The sequence below is a fragment of the Bacteroides mucinivorans genome, assembly GCF_034654355.2.
GTDB classification, from domain to species: domain Bacteria; phylum Bacteroidota; class Bacteroidia; order Bacteroidales; family Bacteroidaceae; genus Bacteroides; species Bacteroides nordii.
Map to the genome: position 1 here is coordinate 5,680,462 of NZ_CP178179.1, position 18,738 is coordinate 5,699,199.

General features: G+C 38.7%; 6 protein-coding genes. All 6 read right to left on the reverse strand.

What is annotated here, in order from left to right:
• Nucleotides 1–196: 196 nt before the first annotated feature.
• On the reverse strand, nt 197–5,482 hold the full coding sequence (locus VCM39_RS21380) for a leucine-rich repeat protein (RefSeq protein WP_322933384.1): 5,286 nt from the start codon (nt 5,480–5,482) through the stop codon (nt 197–199).
• Nucleotides 5,483–5,809: 327 nt separating this feature from the next.
• Nucleotides 5,810–7,927, reverse strand: a complete 2,118-nt coding sequence (locus VCM39_RS21385) for a leucine-rich repeat protein (protein ID WP_322933385.1) — start codon at nt 7,925–7,927, stop codon at nt 5,810–5,812.
• A gap of 433 nt (nt 7,928–8,360) precedes the next feature.
• Nucleotides 8,361–11,585, reverse strand: a complete 3,225-nt coding sequence (locus VCM39_RS21390; RefSeq protein ID WP_322933386.1) for a glycoside hydrolase family 2 TIM barrel-domain containing protein — start codon at nt 11,583–11,585, stop codon at nt 8,361–8,363.
• A gap of 31 nt (nt 11,586–11,616) precedes the next feature.
• Entirely contained in the window at nt 11,617–15,270 is a 3,654-nt protein-coding gene (locus VCM39_RS21395) for a hypothetical protein (protein ID WP_322933387.1), read from the reverse strand.
• A gap of 13 nt (nt 15,271–15,283) precedes the next feature.
• Nucleotides 15,284–17,104: a glycoside hydrolase family 105 protein gene (locus VCM39_RS21400; protein ID WP_221648503.1), complete on the reverse strand. Its 1,821-nt coding sequence runs from the start codon at nt 17,102–17,104 to the stop codon at nt 15,284–15,286.
• 251 nt (nt 17,105–17,355) lie between these two features.
• Entirely contained in the window at nt 17,356–18,732 is a 1,377-nt protein-coding gene (locus VCM39_RS21405) for a hypothetical protein (protein ID WP_221648502.1), read from the reverse strand.
• Between the last annotated feature and the right edge of the window lie 6 nt (nt 18,733–18,738).

Genomic DNA, 18,738 nt, shown 5'->3' on the forward strand with positions numbered 1-18,738 from the left:
TTTATTGGGGATCTTTATTCACAGGTAAATTATCAGATAGATAAAAAACACACGAAAAAACAAAGTATATGATATTACAGTTTAATCCAGAATCCCTAAAAACAGAAATATAAAAAAGCCAGGATAATCGTTTCTGATTTCCTGGCTTTTCATTTTTGCGACCAATATTTAACTATCAGTCAGATATGCAATCTCCTTATTTAAGTATGATCTTCTTACTCACCCTTTCATTCGGAGTTGTAACTTCAAGAATATAGATCCCCTTTGGCACATTCGATATATCAATTGAATTACTATTTGCCATTTTCCGCTGTATAACCTTTCTGCCATCAACTGATATTAATGAAACCGCATATTCGGCTATATTTGTATCGATATTAATGGTTGTTGTCGCCGGATTCGGGTAAACAGTAAATTTTGTATTACTATCACCTTCTTCCTCTTCTATGCCGGTTGGAGTCAGGCTTCTTATCATATAATGAATCACTTTTGCATATCCATTTTCTTCACCCAATAATTCATAAGTACCATCTGCATTCTTACGCGCATTTAAAGCATAAGTTATATCGGTCCAACCACTCGTTTTACCAACTTCCACTCCAGGAGATACTTCTCCTACAAACTCTTGGGTATCCCTGTTATAAACATTTATAACACCATTACGGGTAAGGAATACAAAGAAGTAGTCACCGGCAAAAGCCAGAGATTTAGCACTAAGGTCTTCATTTACCGTAGCAACCGGTATCAGCATTTCCTTATCATATTGCCATTGTTCGGAAGGTACATTGTTGATATTTGCAAGTTTTGCTTTTATATTTTTATAAGTCAATAATGTAGATCCTGCACGTCCCCATACACTCGGGTTAGGATTTGGATTGGCTTGAGTATAACAAGTAACATAGAGTTCATCGCGTTCCGAATCGTACATTACACGTCCAGCTTCAATTATATAACTCGGAAGCTTGTATGATACAGGATTTTCATATTCCAAAATGCCTTTTTCATTTACACGCTTCACTTTAAACAATTTGAACTGAATATTGGTCGGAGCACTTACAGCATCGGTCATCCAAACATTCCCATCTTTATCAGGATACATAGAGAATGTATTTACAACTGTGGGGAAAGTATTGATTTCATCGTCTGTTTTCTGTCCATCTCCATTCTTATCTTCCCAGTAGTACTCTTTCCGGATATCATTACATGGAATAGCAATGTATCCATGCTTTTCCTTGTCAAAACGATATACGCCTAATATGCTTGAGTACATATTGGTCACGTACATGAAATCATGCCCATCTATTTTCCGGTTGAATACCCCACAGATAATAGGTGATGGGAAATTACGGAAATCATTGGGAAAAGTGAACGGGTCGAAGGATGATGCGACAAGCCTATCCAAACGGCCTCCAAGCTTAGAATAGTCCACTTCATGTATTTTATCCGGTGTAAAGAATACGTTTTGATTATTCAAATCAAAATCAGCCGTAGTTGTAAATGAAAGACCTTCAAGTTTCCAGTTCAGCTCCTGTGTTTCTTCTTTATAAGAATACAGTACGGCAGTTGAAGTTCCGACAAACATATTGGATATATATATATTCCCATTTCCATCAACACCTACACCTGTAGGACCAGGGAAACGCATATGGCCAACCTCTCCTTGCAAATATTCTCCGCCTCCTTCACTTAGAGGTTTAGGAGATTTTACGAAAATACCTCCTTTTACTCCAAATGTTGAAGACTGAACAGGTGATGAATAGATATCAGTATATATCAGCACATTCAGGTCTTTTCCTGAATTAGGCAGTAAAATACGGTTTTTATAAGTGTCTACTGAGAATGACTTAGCCTCAACACCCTCAGGTATTGTTATTGTCGATTGGGCACGAATAGCTCCACTGGTCAAACTTATTGCAACAATTCTTTTCATATCGGGTTGAAGCATCCATACATAGCCTTTATTGTCTGCAACGATATATCCCACACCACCTTCTGTAATCTGGAAACCTCCGTTAGCAGTAGCACTGGTACGCATGGTCGTTTTATCGTATATTTTCAGAGAGTCCGGTATATTCTGCGACGGAACTCCAGGCACGGCAACAATAAGGTCATTACCTCTGATTGCCAACCCTGCCAGATACTGATCTGCATGTGTAGCGATACGCATCAAATTTTCAGCAGGACCATATCCCGTAGAGAATCTGGATGAAATACCATCGCTTACTCTATAGCGAGCAACAAAATGCCATACAGCTTCTTTGGGCGGGAATCTTTGTAGTCCGTTGGTGTTTTTACTTACACCACCATCTCCCGCATGACCACTAAAACTCATCAACTGGTAAACATAACTGTTATCAAGAACCACAGCTTTACCCGAGTTCCGCCCCCAGCTACCTGTTCCCGATTCAAAAGGAACACTATGAACAGCTCCATCTTTCCATAATCCAACATTTGTGCCTCCTTCATCCCAACCACAAATGCTTGCAACAATACCATCTTCACGAACGAAAATCGATTCCATACTGTGAGGGATATGGTTAGCGGGTTTTCCTCCATCGTTAGCGATCCATGACGTTTGATAATCAGAAAGATCTCCTGAAATTACCTCGCGATAAGTAGGTGTGAGAGTAACGTCAGCACCAGGCATAGTAATTGAAGTTGTTGCTTTTGTCTCATCGTTATTTTCAAAGATAACCGTACCGGTGGAAGTAACAACCCATTTATCGAAAACCTCACCATTTATTTCTTCCGGAACCGAAATTTCCACAATGGCACCTTCGTATGCTATACCCGTTCCAAGAGGTGACTTAATAGTTGCTGTACCGTCACTATCTTCTAATGTGACATTGTAAAACGGTATATACTTTCCACCATATGCTGATAGATTTCCCCAACCGGCATAAGAAGATAGAGATACCCCAGGCACGTAAATATTAAGCGGTTCAGTAGTGTTTGTTCCCACCTGAATAAATGCATTTGCCCCACAAACAGGAGGTGTAATGGCACGGGAAATTATAGATGTTACATTCCCACGGCGACAGAATGCAGCCGATCCGATATTTGTAAGCGTTGAGGGAAGGTCTATTTTCGTCAATGCTCCTGACCCATCCGTAACATTCTCACTGGCACTTAATCTGATTGCATTATCACCTATGATTTTTACACCTTCAGTAAATACAAATTTCTCAACACCGGAAGCTTCACCAAAGAAACGGAAGTTATTGTCAAATGTCACAGATTCCACCAATGCCCCGTCAACGGTTACTTCGGTAATCGCCGGAGGACAATAAACGAGTTTGTTAGTTGCAAGATCGACCAGAAGTCCCGAAGATGATGCAAAATAGGTATTCCCTTCTGCAACTAAAATTTCCTTCAGAGCCGTTGAATACCTAAATGTAGCACCTAAATTCGAGAATGTTTCCAATGTAGATGGTAATATCAGGGTTTCCAGTATATGGTTATAATAAAAAGACTGGTCCTGTATTTTGGTCACTTTCTCAGGTACGACATACTCCGCCCCGGGTTTTCCACAAGGATATTTTAACAATGTTCTTCCCCCATCTACAAATATAACCCCGTCGACTGTTGTTATTACAGTATTATCCGGAAATGCATAACCGGTAACTCCCTGGCAATCATTAAAGCGCCCTAACAAAGCAGGTGCACTTGTCAGTGAAGAAGGAAACGTCAGTATTCCCATTAATACACTGCTATTGAAAACACCACTTTCGATATTATTCAGCTTAGCCGGAAATTTTATTGTTTCAATGGTCTTATTATTCGCAAATGCGTTACTTGTTAAAGTGGTTGTTTTTTCATCTGCCGACAGATCAAGCATTGTAAGGGATTCCATAGCATTCAGCATAGCAAAATCAGAAGATGACAAAGCAGCACCATCCGTGTTGTTTATTACAGTTAGTTTTGTAATAATGTTCACATCATGCGAACTGAGAGCACTTGCCAGATTAACCGATGCTGATAAAGTTACTTCTACCTCTGAATTAGGAACTACTGTTTTATAGGTTGGTGTAAGCGTTACATCCGCAGCAGGCATAGTTATAGTGGTCGATGCAAGTGCCATATCATCATTTTCAAAACTAACCGTACCTGCTGAAACAACCACCCATTTATCGAAGGACTTTCCTTCCGGTGCTTCCGGGGCAGAAATAGTTACAGTTGCACCAGCATAGGCTATATCTGTACCAATAGATGATTGAATACCTCCTGTACCGTCATTATCTGTAAGGGTAATGTTATAAAATGCTTTATATACTCCACCATATGCCGATAAATTTCCCCAACCAGCATAAGCAGACAAAGATGCTGCAGGAACATAGATATTAAGTGGGTCGGTATTGGATTTTCCTACATCATAAAATGCATTACCTCCACAAACAGGTGGCGTAACAGCACGACAAACGATCTGAGTTACATTTCCACGACGGCAGAATGCATTACCCCCGACTGTAGTAATTGTAGACGGAAGATAGATTTCCGTCAATGCTCCCGAACCGTCTGCCAGGTTTTCACTATTGTTAAGCCTTGCGCCATTATCCGCTATAGATAGGATACCTTCAGTAAAGACCATTTTCTGTACATCGGGCGAACCACCAAAGAAACGGTAAGCAGGCGTCGTTTCAACTAAAGTCCCGTCAACGATCACTTCTGTGATTCTCGGAGGACAATAAATTAAGCTTTTAGCTGCACGATCCACCAAGATGCCCGACGAGGAAGCATACAACGTGTTTCCTTCAGCTACGTAGACTGCTTTGAAAGCCGTTGACTCCCTAAAGGTAGAATTTCCGACTATCTGTTGCATCGTTGCCGGAAGTGTAAGGATTTCTAAGATATGGTTATAGTAAAATGACTGATCCTGTATCTTTATGACTCCTTCAGGCACAACATATTCGGTATCAGGCTTTCCACAAGGATACTTTAACAGTGTTGTTCCGCCGTCTGTAAATGCAACTCCGTCTACAGCTGTTATAACTGTATTTTCAGGAAATTCAAAAGCTGTAACTCCCTGACAGTCATTGAAGCGCCCTACCACAGAACCGGCAGCCGTTAACGATGGTGGAAAGGTCAATACTCCTTTCAATGCACTACTATTAAAAACAGCTGCACCAACGTTATTCAGATTAGAAGGAAATTTGATTGTTTCAATCGTTTTATTATTTTCAAAAGCCCTGTCTGTCAGTGTCGTCGTCTTTTTATCCGCCGATAAATCCAGGTAAGTAAGAGCATTCATTGCATTCAGTGTTGCAAAATCAGTAGAAGATAAGGCAGCACCATCAGTGTTGTTTATCACGGTCAGTTTCGTAATCGTATTTATATCTGTACCGAGGGAATTAAGAGCACTCGACAAGTTGACAGACGATGTCAGAGTAACTTCTTTTTCCACCTGGGCAAGCACCGTTCCTGATATACAGAAAATGGTTGCAACCAGAAAATACCTTTTAAGGAAAAAATTCAAGTTTTTCATATACATTTGAGTTTAAGAAATATTAATGAGTTCACAAATATAATAATATCGGCATTGTTTATCACGCCAGTTTCGGAATCGTATTTATATCTGCATCGAGAGAATTAAGAATACCCGACAAGTTAACGATAATGTCAGAGTAACTTCTTTTTCCACCCAAGCAAACATCACTTCTGATATGCAAAAGATGATTGCAATCAGAAAAAAACTTTTTAAATAAGAAATTTAAGCTTTTCATAAAAGATTAATTATTGTGTGTTTATAAATGTATTAGGGAAATAAACAAAAGATTAAATTTAATGCTAATATTCCGTCCATCAGTCCTTTTTATTTCTTTACAAATCGGATAGCTATATTGTTTATTTTCAATATATATACACCACTCAGAAGATTGGAGACAGATATTGCTTCACCTATAAACTCTTCTTTTGTAATCACATTTCCCTGCATATCAAAAATAGTATAAATACCATTAGTAATACCTGTCAGTTGTATATAGTCTATAGCCGGATTAGGATACAAACCAATTATAACTCCTTCTGCATCGTGAATACCTGTTGTTCCTTTAAAATTTGCAACAATAACCACATCGCTGGCGGGCATAATAAATGTAGTGTTCTCATTTTTTTCATCTGCAAAGATAACACCTTCTGTTGTAGAAGACCAATTTGTAAATTCTCCATACTTTGTATTTGCTGTTATTGAAACGACTTCTCCTGCAAAGGCTTCCAGCGGAGCATCCCCCCTGGTAATGTCAATCATATACAATATATCATAAACCGCTTCTATTGTGACTTCGTCATCAACCATCGTAAAATAAGTTGTTGTAGCCTGCGGATTTCCAATAACGACCTCTTCACCCTGAATTATTTTCCACTCTTTAAAGTATACGGTGGTTCCGTCTACTACTTTTGTAGCTCCTGTTCGAAGTGGAACTATTGTACCGAGGGCCGCAGCTCCACTGGTAGATATTGTTGCGCCAGTGATTGTGTACGGTTTCGGCTCTTCAAAAACAGCTGTGATAGCCACGTCATTATTCGGCATTTTGAAGTATGTCTCCGGTTCACTTTCATTTACAAAGACTGCACCTGTAGTCGACTCCCAATGGGAAAATGATCTACCGTCAGGAGCATCATCTGCAACAATCTTTATTGAATACCCAGCTGCAGAATAATTCTGAATGGCAGTTCCCCCCGATACGGAAATTTCTCCATATGTAACAATCTGACTGCTCGTAAAGCTCCCTCCCCCACCTTCGGGGTAATATTCATTCACAAATTGGCTGGTAAGATAGGTTGCGTGTGCACTTGCCGGTACAGCAAACTTAACACTGTTACCATTCGATTCCCTAAAAGTCGAATTTCCTGTCAACCTTGGAGGAGTGGTTGCTTTACAAACAAATTGCTGAATAGTAGACCCAAGGCTATTAAAGGCCTCTCCGTCTATCGTTTCTATAGTAGAAGGTAATTCGATATATTCTATTGGTATTTTTATATCCAAAGTAGCTTGTCTGAAAGCTCTGTATCCAACATGTTTAAATCCTTCTGTAAAAACAACCCGCTTCAAGCTTGATGCATAGGAAAAAAAACTCATCGGTACACTTTCGACAAGACTCCCATCAACGACCAATGATTCGGTATCATTGGCTGGAGGGAAATACATAAACTCTTTGGTTACTACATTTATTAATATCCCTTCGATTGAGGCAAAATTTGGATTTCCCGCTTTCACCTCAATTCTTTTTAATCCTGTCACATGTTCGAAAACCAAATCAGTAGTAGCGCCAAATCTATTCAAAGATTCAGGAATAAATAATTCTTCCAGTTGATGGTTATAAGAAAAAGCCTGTTCTCCTATAGTTGTAACACCATCAGGCACAACATAAGATATTGCTGTTTTTCCACAAGGATACTTAAGCAGGAGTGCTCCTCCTTGTGCATAAGCAACTCCTTCATGAGAAGATAGATTCGGATTGTCGGGAAACTCAAAAGCAGTAATTCCCTGACAATTGGTAAACCTGCCAACAAGAGCTTCTTGGCTTATCAGAGTCTTCGGAAAAGAGACAACTCCCTTCAATGCACTATTATTGAAGGCTCCTATCCCAATCGTCTTCATATTCGCCGGAAACTTTATCGTTTCAAGAGTTGTATTACCAGCAAAAGCATTGGGCGTAATAATTTCCGTATTAAGATCTCCTGAAAAATCAAGTTCTTTCAGGTTTGGCATTGCAGACAACGTAACAAAATCGACCTCATTTAAGATTGCACCATTAGATGTGGTAACTACCAATCTTTCGGTATTTGCTTTTTGCTCGTCGGTAAGTAATGACGATAATGTGCCCGACTGAGATACATTTAAATCTAAGGAAAACATCGGTATTCCTGGAATAATCATCAGTACAATCATCAACAAATGTTGTTCAAGAGTAGAAATTTTATTTTTCATGTACATTTAAGTTTAAATAAGATTAATAGATTCACAAATATAGCGACACCGTGAATCAGAGGAGATGTCAAAACGAGTAGAAAACAGAAACAAAAAGAGTTCAAACTTTGCACAGAAGCCTAATAATGTGTAATTAACAAATAAAGAGCAGTACAACAAGAAAGACAAGAGACCCGGATAGGAATATCCAGTATGTATTCACGCAAAATAAGATAAAGAATGGAGAAAAGTCTAAATGAATGATCGAATAAAAAGCAGACTAGGCTCCTTTTTATTCAAAACCTGTCTGCTTTCAAAACAACTGGAAGGCTAGTCAACTACTACACAGTAGTTGATCGTTCCCCCTGGTAACTTCCCGGGATATCCATTGAAAAATGTTTCTATTCCTCACCAATGAAGTATCTGATTTAGCTTTTTCCCCAAAGACTATTTATTATTTTCGTATTGGATAAATGCAAAAACTAAACGATACAGGTTTGGCAAAAAGAATATATTTTTCCAAAGGAGGAGGACCACAACTCCTATTTCCTATGGGATAAGTTTTATAATCAATATTCCATGTAACATTATCTGTATATTTCAGCTGATTTTCATTTTCGGCCTGCGACAAATTTTCAAGCGAGTAATGCATCACGCTTGTCTCTATATAAGGTTTGCCTTCAGCAATAAGTCCTATCCCGTTATCATCTGATAGGGAAGCCCATAAACAACGATATTTATTTCCATTTTCTTGCGGATAAGTATGATGCGTAAATTGTTCATCCACAGATCCGGAAAAGATACCTAAACGAGCACCGGAATGCCTATCATTATAAGAATCGAAAGGCCCATATCCATACCATGAAAAGTTTTCACGGCCCTCTTTTACTGTCATTGTATATCCTACGCGTGGAAAACTTACAATATTTCCATAAGGTCGGAGTTCTGTATCTACCTGAATTTTCCCAGATGGATAGACTGTATAGGTGGTTGTATAATCCACATACTTTTTATTCCCTGTTTTCTGAGCCCGATAGTTCGTCATGATAATAATCGAGCCATCCTTACTCTGCGTTTGCTTAAATGATTTCAGTGTATGCTGAAGACAATCTAATCCGGCTTCTACCCACTGGCGGGAAATCTCATTTCCTTCCGGATTATAGCCTCCGTCATTTTGTGTAGGGGCACGCCACAAGTTGAGTTGCGGACCTTTTTGCAGGAATTCCTTCCCTTCAATCAACCAGTTCTGTAAAAAACCGGACTTTCGATTAAATGTCACATCAAGATTATCGTTATAAATTCTTATTTCATTTTCTTTTTTCTGAACATTCAATTTACTGTTTTCGCCTTCACCTCCGTCGGTCAGTTCCATATTGGCCTCTTGCAATATGAATTGTTCAAATGCAATTTCAAATCCTTTAGAAGCCCACACCGTATTTTCTTTGAGATAAGCATTCACCTCTAATACAACTTCACCTTTTAAGTCAGAATAATCAACATTAATCTTCGCCTTAGAAACTGATTGCGGAAGAGCATCCAGCTCTCTCAATATTCCTTCTTTTATAACCTTGCCATTATTCATCAGCTTCCACGAAAAATCGAAAGACGACAGCGGGAGGTAATTATACTCGTTTTTAACAAATAATTCGTTATTCTTCAATTCGAAATTTATCTGCTGATATATCTTCTTACATTCATATAAGGCAGGTTTCGGTTTCCTGTCAGCAAAAATTAGTCCATTCGTACCATTTATCGAAGAAAAATATTCTTTGCCGGTGAGACTATCTTTCCGGATAAGACTTTGGTCTACCCAGTCCCAGATATAGCCTCCAATCAGCCGGGGATATTTTTTTACAGCATTCCAGTATTCCTGATGATTGCCTAAAGCATTTCCTTTCGCATGTGCATATTCGCACATCATAACCGGACGTGTTTCTCCCTCTTGTGTAGCCAATTTGATTATACCTTCTACCGAAGGGTACATCGTACTTACAACATCAACAGCAGGAGGTTCCGGTGGATTAACCGCAGGACGATTCGTTTTCATAAAATCGAGTCCATAGCCATACTGACGTGAGCCACCGTTATGCAGATAAGCCTCAAAATGTATCAGGCGTGTGGGATCGTAATCTTTCACCCATGATGCCCGTGCAGCATTGTTATATCCAACCCCTGATTCATTTCCCAATGACCAGAAAATGATAGAAGGATGGTTTTTATCTCTCTTCACCATACCGGTCACACGTTCCAACTGAGCAAAAAGCCACAACTCATTATTCGATAGTTCTGCATCTGCACCACATGTTTCAACATTTGCCTCATCCATTACGTAAATGCCATATTCATCGCAAAGGTCGTAAAATACAGGATCGGTAGGATAATGGGAAGTACGTACTGAATTGAACCCAAACTGCTTCATTAACCGTACATCCTCTACCATTCTTTCATAAGGAATTGTTTTTCCATACCAGGCATCATGTTCATGCCTATTTACTCCATATACATATTCCCGTTTACCATTAACGTATAGTTCTCCGTTTTTAACCTCCACATTGCGAAATCCGATACGGGAACTTCTTGCTTCTACGATATTACCTTTACTATCTTTCAAGGTTAGGACTATTGTATATAAGTTAGGTATTTCGGATGACCAAAGCAACGGAGCTTTAACATCGGCTTCCAAATATTTGGACAATACATAGTTTTTCTGATATTTTTCATCCCTGATAGTTTGTGCAGGTATAGACATATGTACATTCGGATCAGGAGTACCATCCGAAGCGTACAATCTGGCTTCAAGTACCCATCCTGATATATCAATGTTTTTCCCGGAAATAAAAGGGCGTATCCGCAATTTAGCGTCTTTATAATCTTTATCTAAGTCAGTTATTACTGCAAAGTCCTGAATAAAAACATCCGGGCGTGTTTCCAAATAAACATTCCGGCAAATACCATGGAAACGCCATTGATCCTGATCTTCCAAATAGGAACCGTCACTCCATCTTAATACCTGAACAGCCAATTGGTTTTCTCCTTTTTCCAGATAAGAACTTATATTAAAAACTGAGGGCAAAGTACCACCATCTTCATTGTATCCAACTTTCTTTCCATTGATATACAAATAAAAAGCTCCTCTCACCCCAGAAAAATGGATTAATACATCTTGGTCACTCCAGTCGGAAGGTACTGTAAATGTTTTCCGATACAACCCGATGTGATTATCTTTCCGAGGTACAAAAGGCGGATCTATGGGGCGGAAATCATATCCCTGTCCACAATAGACCTGCTTGCCATACCCCAGCATTTCCCAGGTGGAAGGAACGGAGATATTGTCCCACGAAGACTCATCAAAACCAACCTTCATAAAATCAGCAGGAAGATTTCCCCAGTCCGTTATGAACTTAAATTTCCATTGTCCGTTCAGCGATTTATAACGGGAAGATGTATTTACGTTTACCTGCAATGCTTCTTCTTCTGAAGAAAACGAAATGGACGTGGCACCATAAGGCTCCCTGTTAATACTGTTTATCAGAGGATTCTCAAATTCGTTCAGTCCAAATCCTATTATATGAGTATCATAAGCCGGACTTCCGTTGGGCGGAAGCGGCAATTCCTGTTCTTGTGAGAATGCACAGGAAAAGATACCGGCTAATAATATCGTTATTATCTGCTTTCTCATTTTTACTGTAAAATGCTGTTGGATAAATAATTTATTTTTCAACTCCGAATTCCACTTCATTCGCCCAATGTTCTTTCCAATCAGGATGAAATGCTCTCGAGTTTATTTTTGATACACTGCGCTCTTTGGCTATTTCCATACAAGCCGCGCCAGCTGTGTCGTTATTGATGCGTGCCGAGAATTTTATTTTTTCTCCTTTGTCAATTGCATTTTTCACATCCGGTAATTCCGACCAGGGTATCGCACACTCATAATAAAGTGTATTGCCCTCACGAAGAACGATCAACTTACCATCTTTCACAGCTCCATCGTAAGGTGATTTGGGTTGACGTGGATAAAAATGCTTGCGAGGCATACCGGGAACAAGCATTCTCCATATTTCATATCCTCCACCATATTCGGGAGCTACCGTATTGAGGGCATATTCATAATCGGTACATTTATAGCCGATATAGCGAGGCATGGTTCCCTTGGGATATGCTTCCATCCCATCTTCTCCGACAGGTATCACATTGAACGCAATAAGGATGTTATCTGTCGAAATGCCATTTACACCATCGGGTAACACCGGTCTTTTTCTATATGTAAACCGACGAACCTTTTCGGGCCATGCCAAAGGTACTAAGTCATCCTGGGAAACAATATTACACGCTATATCCGATGGTAATGACGAGTCTGAACCGACCAGATAATAACCGGTTTTTCCATACCTACCAATCCAGTTTCCAATCGTATCAAAATCTTTGCCAATAAGGATTACAGATGCTTCTGTTCTGGCTGTATTTACCTTATTGTCCGATGAATCGAAGAAAACTCCCGCCAGTTTGGTTGTATACCACCATCCATAAGCTGAGCAACGCACACGCACATTACCCGACAAATCAAGTGTCAGAAATGTACCGTTCCAAAGTTTATCTATTTTTGTAGTCAATAGTTCTTTACCGCTATTCTTGTCATAAACAGTTACAGATACTCCATTCTGATTAATACTCGGGAAATAGAAAGAGGTGCGGGTATATTTGTCTTTTGGCAAGTCGAAATCCATACCAATGGATTGGGTAGTAGATATATTTTCTATATAATTCATTACACGTCCTTTTCCCGATGGCAATTGTAATGCACTTTGGTTGGATTCGGATACTTGTGTAGTAACCATAGTCGATTTCATTGCATATATGGTTTGCATATAGGCCGTATCAGGGTAGAAATACTCATCGTCATCACGAGTTTCAAAACGTATTGTACCTTTATGCGGAGTATTATCTGCAACCTTTGCTGCAAAGTAGAAATATTTATTATCATAGGCCATATATGTTTGGGCAAATCCTTCAGCATTCAAATCAAATTGCTGATACGGATGCCATGCTGCTTCGGTAAGGGAGACACTGGCTTTTGAAGTCTCTATGGTCTGAGGAATGACTCCCGACCAATCGTTCAGTTTTCCGTCTACAACAATACTTCTTTTCGCTATTAAATTTACGTGCATATCTTCCCAATGTACAGCAATGCCGTCTTTATCGGCATCGAAATGAACCTCCAGCGGGTACTTATTCTCTATATTGGGCTCTCCTTCAACGACTTTTACTTTCACAATTTTGGTTTCATATGCCTTAAAAGAAAGATTCTCGGGATAAGAAACTTTCAAACCGTCAAAGTTTAACTTCAACATCCCTTTTACAGGTCGGTTGAGGATATTAGTTAACTGTAATTCCATTTCGGGATTTTCAGTAATGGGACTTATAAAATCTTTTGGTATGATTTCCAAAGGTTCGTAGCCTTCAATTCTTGATTTCTTGATTGCTGTAATCAATTTATCAAAAGAACCTCTCTTCCCATTTACCCGAAGGTAGTAACCTTGATAATTAAGCGGTACTTCATATACCCCCTTATACGGGGCTATTTTATTTCCATAAAAATCATACAATAAAAATGCCGGATCAGCTTTTATTATCATCTTTCCATCAGTAATCGGATAATAAGTACTCAATTCCTTTTCTATAGCCCGATATTCCTCACTACCGCGCGACAAGGTTTTAAGCCGTCGTTTCCACTCCACCCTTTTCGCAGTATTTGTCAGGCTCCGAACGTTACGTAAAAGGACATGTTCGGGTCCAAACGCATCACCCAGATCTCCGGCTATAACAACTGTTCCATCTTCTTTATTGTCATCATAACCATCAAACACCATCACCCACGGTAATCCGTTCTTAAAAAGTATTTCCCTAAATTCACGTTCGCCTATAAGACTTTGTACAGCCCCCATAGCAGCGGCAGTAGACCATGTATTGTGTAACTTCGGAATGGTTTCCGTACCCATTTCAGTACGAATAGTCGTGGTACGAGCCGAACGACTTGGTTCGCCTGAATACATATAACCACCGAAAATACCCATCGAACGATCGTATCCGCTCGAGCGATTAGTAGCAACCACTAGTCCAATACGATCATCGGTATTTCCTACCCAGCTTTCCGTATCCCATATTTTCACACGTCCTTTATAATCTTTCCTGTTGTTCCATTCGGGATATAGTACCGGTGCCTCTATTCCCTGGTAATGAATAGAGAGAAAATCGAATATAGGCAATATATCCATGGTACCATCAGCGAAGAATTTATCCAAAGCATTCGAATTAGAATCTCCACCTCCGACCAACACATCAATACCTTCTTTCCGGGCCTCTATTACGCCCTCTGCCATTTTCTTATATTTCTCGTTATAACGTATCATATCAGCTTGCCAACCCGATATAGACGCTCCTTCCCACGGTTCATTCCACAGGCAAACGGCAGTAACTGGTCCTTTCGGCCAGCCGAATTTCAAACAGATCTCTTTTACATATTTTTTAAAATCTTCATCCAGACCGGGCATCCATGCAAGATCTTGTTTGGTTCGCAGGAAATGTCCGTTCTCGTCAAGATGAGGACGTGTAGTTCCTAATGGTATAGATGTCGCAGTACGCCCTTCGCCAAACATCAACATCACAGTAATGTTATTATCCATATACTTTCGCATTTCGCTGGTGAAATCCTGCATATATTTCTGATACTCGGGATCTGTTGTCGGTATAAACGGAATAGCGTGGCGTATGGACTGCACTCCCACCCGACTAAGAAAATCAACACCTAAATCATCTAATGACTGTTTCGGATATTGCATTTTTACCGGAGATGGTTTTATGCTGTAAGCAAAACTTGTTCCCAGCCTCCTACCATTTTCTCCTAAGTCAAAAACCACAGCATAACCTCCGTAATCTTTGATATCATCTACCGATACTGATATATTCGTATATCCATTGGGAGAAATCAAAATATGGGCCGGAATGATTTTTTCATAATCAAGTTTTACTATCTTCGGTAACCAGATATCATTAGGAATACCTTTTGTTCCATACCGGATAATATGTATATGGGCATCTGTATCTATCACTTTCTGTGTATTATTTACGAGTTGAAATTTAAAATCAATGTTATCCCCAGGCCAGAACACATTTGCCGGGGCCGTTGATTCTATCAGGGTGACATCGAAATCGTAATAACGTAAGTTATTTTTTACACCCATCACTTCTTCATATCCAAGCCAATCTTGAGGTGCTTTCATTTGAGCAAAAGATGTAGCACCGTAAAAAAAGAAAAGGATTGAAAATGAAATCATCCACTTCTGTAAAATATTGACATTCAATTTCATAGTATTTTAATTCTTATTTCTTATCGGAATCTATCATTCGTTGAACCTCTATCCCAGCAAATATTACAGCAAAAGAGCCATGTGTGTCATCGTCATAAAACGGACGGTTTACATAATATTCCACATCTTCGGTACACATCGTTCCTACACAGATTTTATGTACAGTTCCATCATCTTCTATTTCCGATGATATCGCCTCCCAACCTTTCAGAACAACAGGCATATATGTTTTCTTATCCAACCATCCATATCTTACCCCACGTGCCATAGCCATTGTAAAAATAGCTGTCCCCGACACTTCAGAAGGAGAATCGCTTCTGTCTATAACATTATGCCAAAAGCCCAAATTATCCTGATACTTAATTAACTCTTTTACAAATGTAATATATTGATTGAGTATCTGTTTGTACTTCGGATGTTTTTTAGGCAAATACATCAATACATCCGACATAGCCCATATGGCCCAGCCGTTTGCCCGCGACCAATGAGGAAGTTTTATTTCAGGACGTGATGTATAATTAGCATGCATATATAGTTTTGCATCTTTATCCCAAACATGCTTAGTAAAATCAATGATCTGACTTGCTGCATCGTCAAAAAATACTTTCTGTAATTCGGGCGAATCAGCATATAATCCGGCCTGTATCAGAAAAGGAATCCCCATAAACATATCGTCTACCCATACTGTGAATTCTTCAGGAGTTGTGCGGGTGTAATTGGTCATCCCCTTACTTCTTATCTGACCGAAACGTGCATACTCGATCATTTTATCTATAAATGTTTTATAGATTTCCCGGTTTTTAAAATCTGGTTCGTTTCGAAGACGATATATGAGAGGCAGAGAGGGTGCTAATGTAAAATCAAGTAATGTTGAACCGATAACCAGCGAATTGGCAGAATTGAAGTATGCTTTTAAGTTATTTACCTGATAATCGACAAAAGGTAATCCCTCCATCTGATAATCACAAAAATTAACAGCCCATTGATTATATCTATCATCATGGGTTAACTCGGTTAACTGCTGCATAGCCCAGGCAACACCACCATTATGATAATTCCATTGATAGGTTGTCCCCCAAGGTGCGGGATCAATCATTTTTCCCAACAACTCCACCTTGGGTATTGTCCATGTAACAGCCCCATCAAGTCCGGCATACATGTGTCCGAAAATAAACTCTTCTTCTGGTTCGTATACATTATTAATATCAGGAGCAAAAGGACCGATCACTAACCAATTGGTAAGACCAGATACTTTTTCATCTATATTCTTCACATTTTTCAATCCTATTTCAGGATATTGCGGACTTACGGTAAATACTGCATCTTTCTCACTCGGCGGCTGTATAAATACACACCATTCTTTTCCACCGAACGACTCAGATTTTATCAGGATATCATTATTTCCTTTTTTTAGAGGCAAATTAAATGAAAACGACATTTCAAGACTTCTCTCTTCTTTTACTATCGCTACATCACGTTTACCGTATTTTTCATATACAAGATTTCCGTTACACCATATTTTACAAGCATCGTTGTGTTCTATTTGCACACATATAGTTGTATCTTTTGGAAAGGACATTTGCGTATAAGCATATCCTACAGCTCCATATCCTTGTCCAAAGGTTCGCCCAAAATCGACAAACTTGAGGTAATTGAATTTATCGGACTGACAAAACAAATCCAGTTTGTATGCGAAAGGAGTTTCTCTTATAAGTTTGTCGCCAATTTTCCGAACGGTAACGACCGGAGATTCTTTAAACTGCTGAGAGATTACTTTTACAGGAAAAAAAAGACTCAGCACAAAAAAGTAAATCCACATTTTGTTTTTCTTCATATGGTAGTAGAATATTAATTTAAATAATTCAAGATAACTAATGCATTTGTTAGGTTATTTGCAAAAGTAATTGCCCTGCGTCATTGCAAAACCTTCTAAATACCCATAAAATGAAGATAAAGTACAAACAAAATACGAACAAAAACATATTGAATTAAAAATCAATATCTTACAAATCAAAAAGGAGGTCATAATTAAATGACCTCCTTTTATAAGTATATTTATTAATCAGCTATTTTAAGTAATTACAGTTAATGAAATTCTTCATTGAAATTTTCTTCATACACTAATTCTCCATCAGGCTTAGATATTTTCACCCAGTCTACAGCCCCGCAACCTTTAAATCGTAGAATAAGCTCATTAGCAAATCCGAGTAAGTTGTTATAGCCCATATTAAGTACAGCCTTTCCGTCTACGTAGAATGTTGTTTTTTTATCAATAACCTTTATCTTCATTACGTGCCACTGCGAAGGATTAAAATCGAATTGCTGCAAACTATACTGATCTCCCTTGATTTCGTTCTCTCCACTGACAAACTTAATATAAGCATAACAATTTTCGTTCATAGCAAAACCATGTACTCCAGTATCCGAACTTATGTACATCATAATGTCACCACAAGGTATTGCATATTCCTTTGCTGAATTACGAACTTTTGCCTCAAAAATAAAATTGTCACCATTCACCAGATTTTCCTTATAAAATATATAGCTGACAAATATATGGTTAGATTGAGCATCTAACGGAATGCTATCAAATGGCAGGCTAACATAACCATCATCGTTTAGTGCCTGACTAATAGGAAAAGTTTTATATATATTTTTTCGTTCCTCCCTAACGGATACAGACCATCCTGATTTACGGCTTTGCAATAAAATTTTTCTTATTTCTTTATCTTTATATTTTAAATAACAAAAACTTTCTCCTTCATAAATATAAGTTGTATTCACCGAATGTGAACCTTTTAACAGCTTCCTTTCCAATATATCACCGTTGGCTTCTTTATATACAATCGTTATTTCATCGAAAACCGGAGAAGGAATATCGTATGAGAACGTTACAGTTAAAGGAGATGTCCCTCTTACCCGTGATACTGAGAACTCGATCTTTGAAATCAAATAATCGATATACATATCCTTTAATTTATATTTATAAAGGAAATATCCGGCGATAATAATCATAAAAAACAACACCATATAAAAATAACGCTTATTCCGTCTCTTTATATGGTTGGATATTCCTTTCGAATATTGACCGATTCTATTTTTCCCGGATGCGGTTTGTTCTTTTTCAAGATTTTCAGTATCCTGCTCCTCATCATTTTCTTCCGGTATAAGATCAACCGCCTCTTGCTTTGTTTTTTTCATAACAAAGTCCGTATATCCTTTATATCCGAGGAAAATACAAAGTGCTTCTTTGGTTGCTAACTGCGGATTGCTCGTGCGTTGCTGGAAAAATCGCTTTAAGGTATTGGCATTTACGTTTATTCGGGTAACTTCAAGAAGCATGTTCTCCAATGTCTTGAATTGATTAAGATTCCATGTATCAGAATGCCCCCAAGATTTTAACCGAATATTATATTCCTCGATTATTTCCTTTACATACCCTTGTCCCTTTACTTCGTTCATACTATT

Excerpts from the sequence above, each read along its gene's own strand:
- VCM39_RS21400 (WP_221648503.1), bottom strand. The coding sequence starts at position 17,104 with ATGAAGAAAAACAAAATGTGGATTTACTTTTTTGTGCTGAGTCTTTTT.
- VCM39_RS21405 (WP_221648502.1), bottom strand. The coding sequence starts at position 18,732 with ATGAACGAAGTAAAGGGACAAGGGTATGTAAAGGAAATAATCGAGGAA.
- VCM39_RS21395 (WP_322933387.1), bottom strand. The coding sequence starts at position 15,270 with ATGAAATTGAATGTCAATATTTTACAGAAGTGGATGATTTCATTTTCA.
- VCM39_RS21390 (WP_322933386.1), bottom strand. The coding sequence starts at position 11,585 with ATGAGAAAGCAGATAATAACGATATTATTAGCCGGTATCTTTTCCTGT.
- VCM39_RS21380 (WP_322933384.1), bottom strand. The coding sequence starts at position 5,482 with ATGAAAAACTTGAATTTTTTCCTTAAAAGGTATTTTCTGGTTGCAACC.
- VCM39_RS21385 (WP_322933385.1), bottom strand. The coding sequence starts at position 7,927 with ATGAAAAATAAAATTTCTACTCTTGAACAACATTTGTTGATGATTGTA.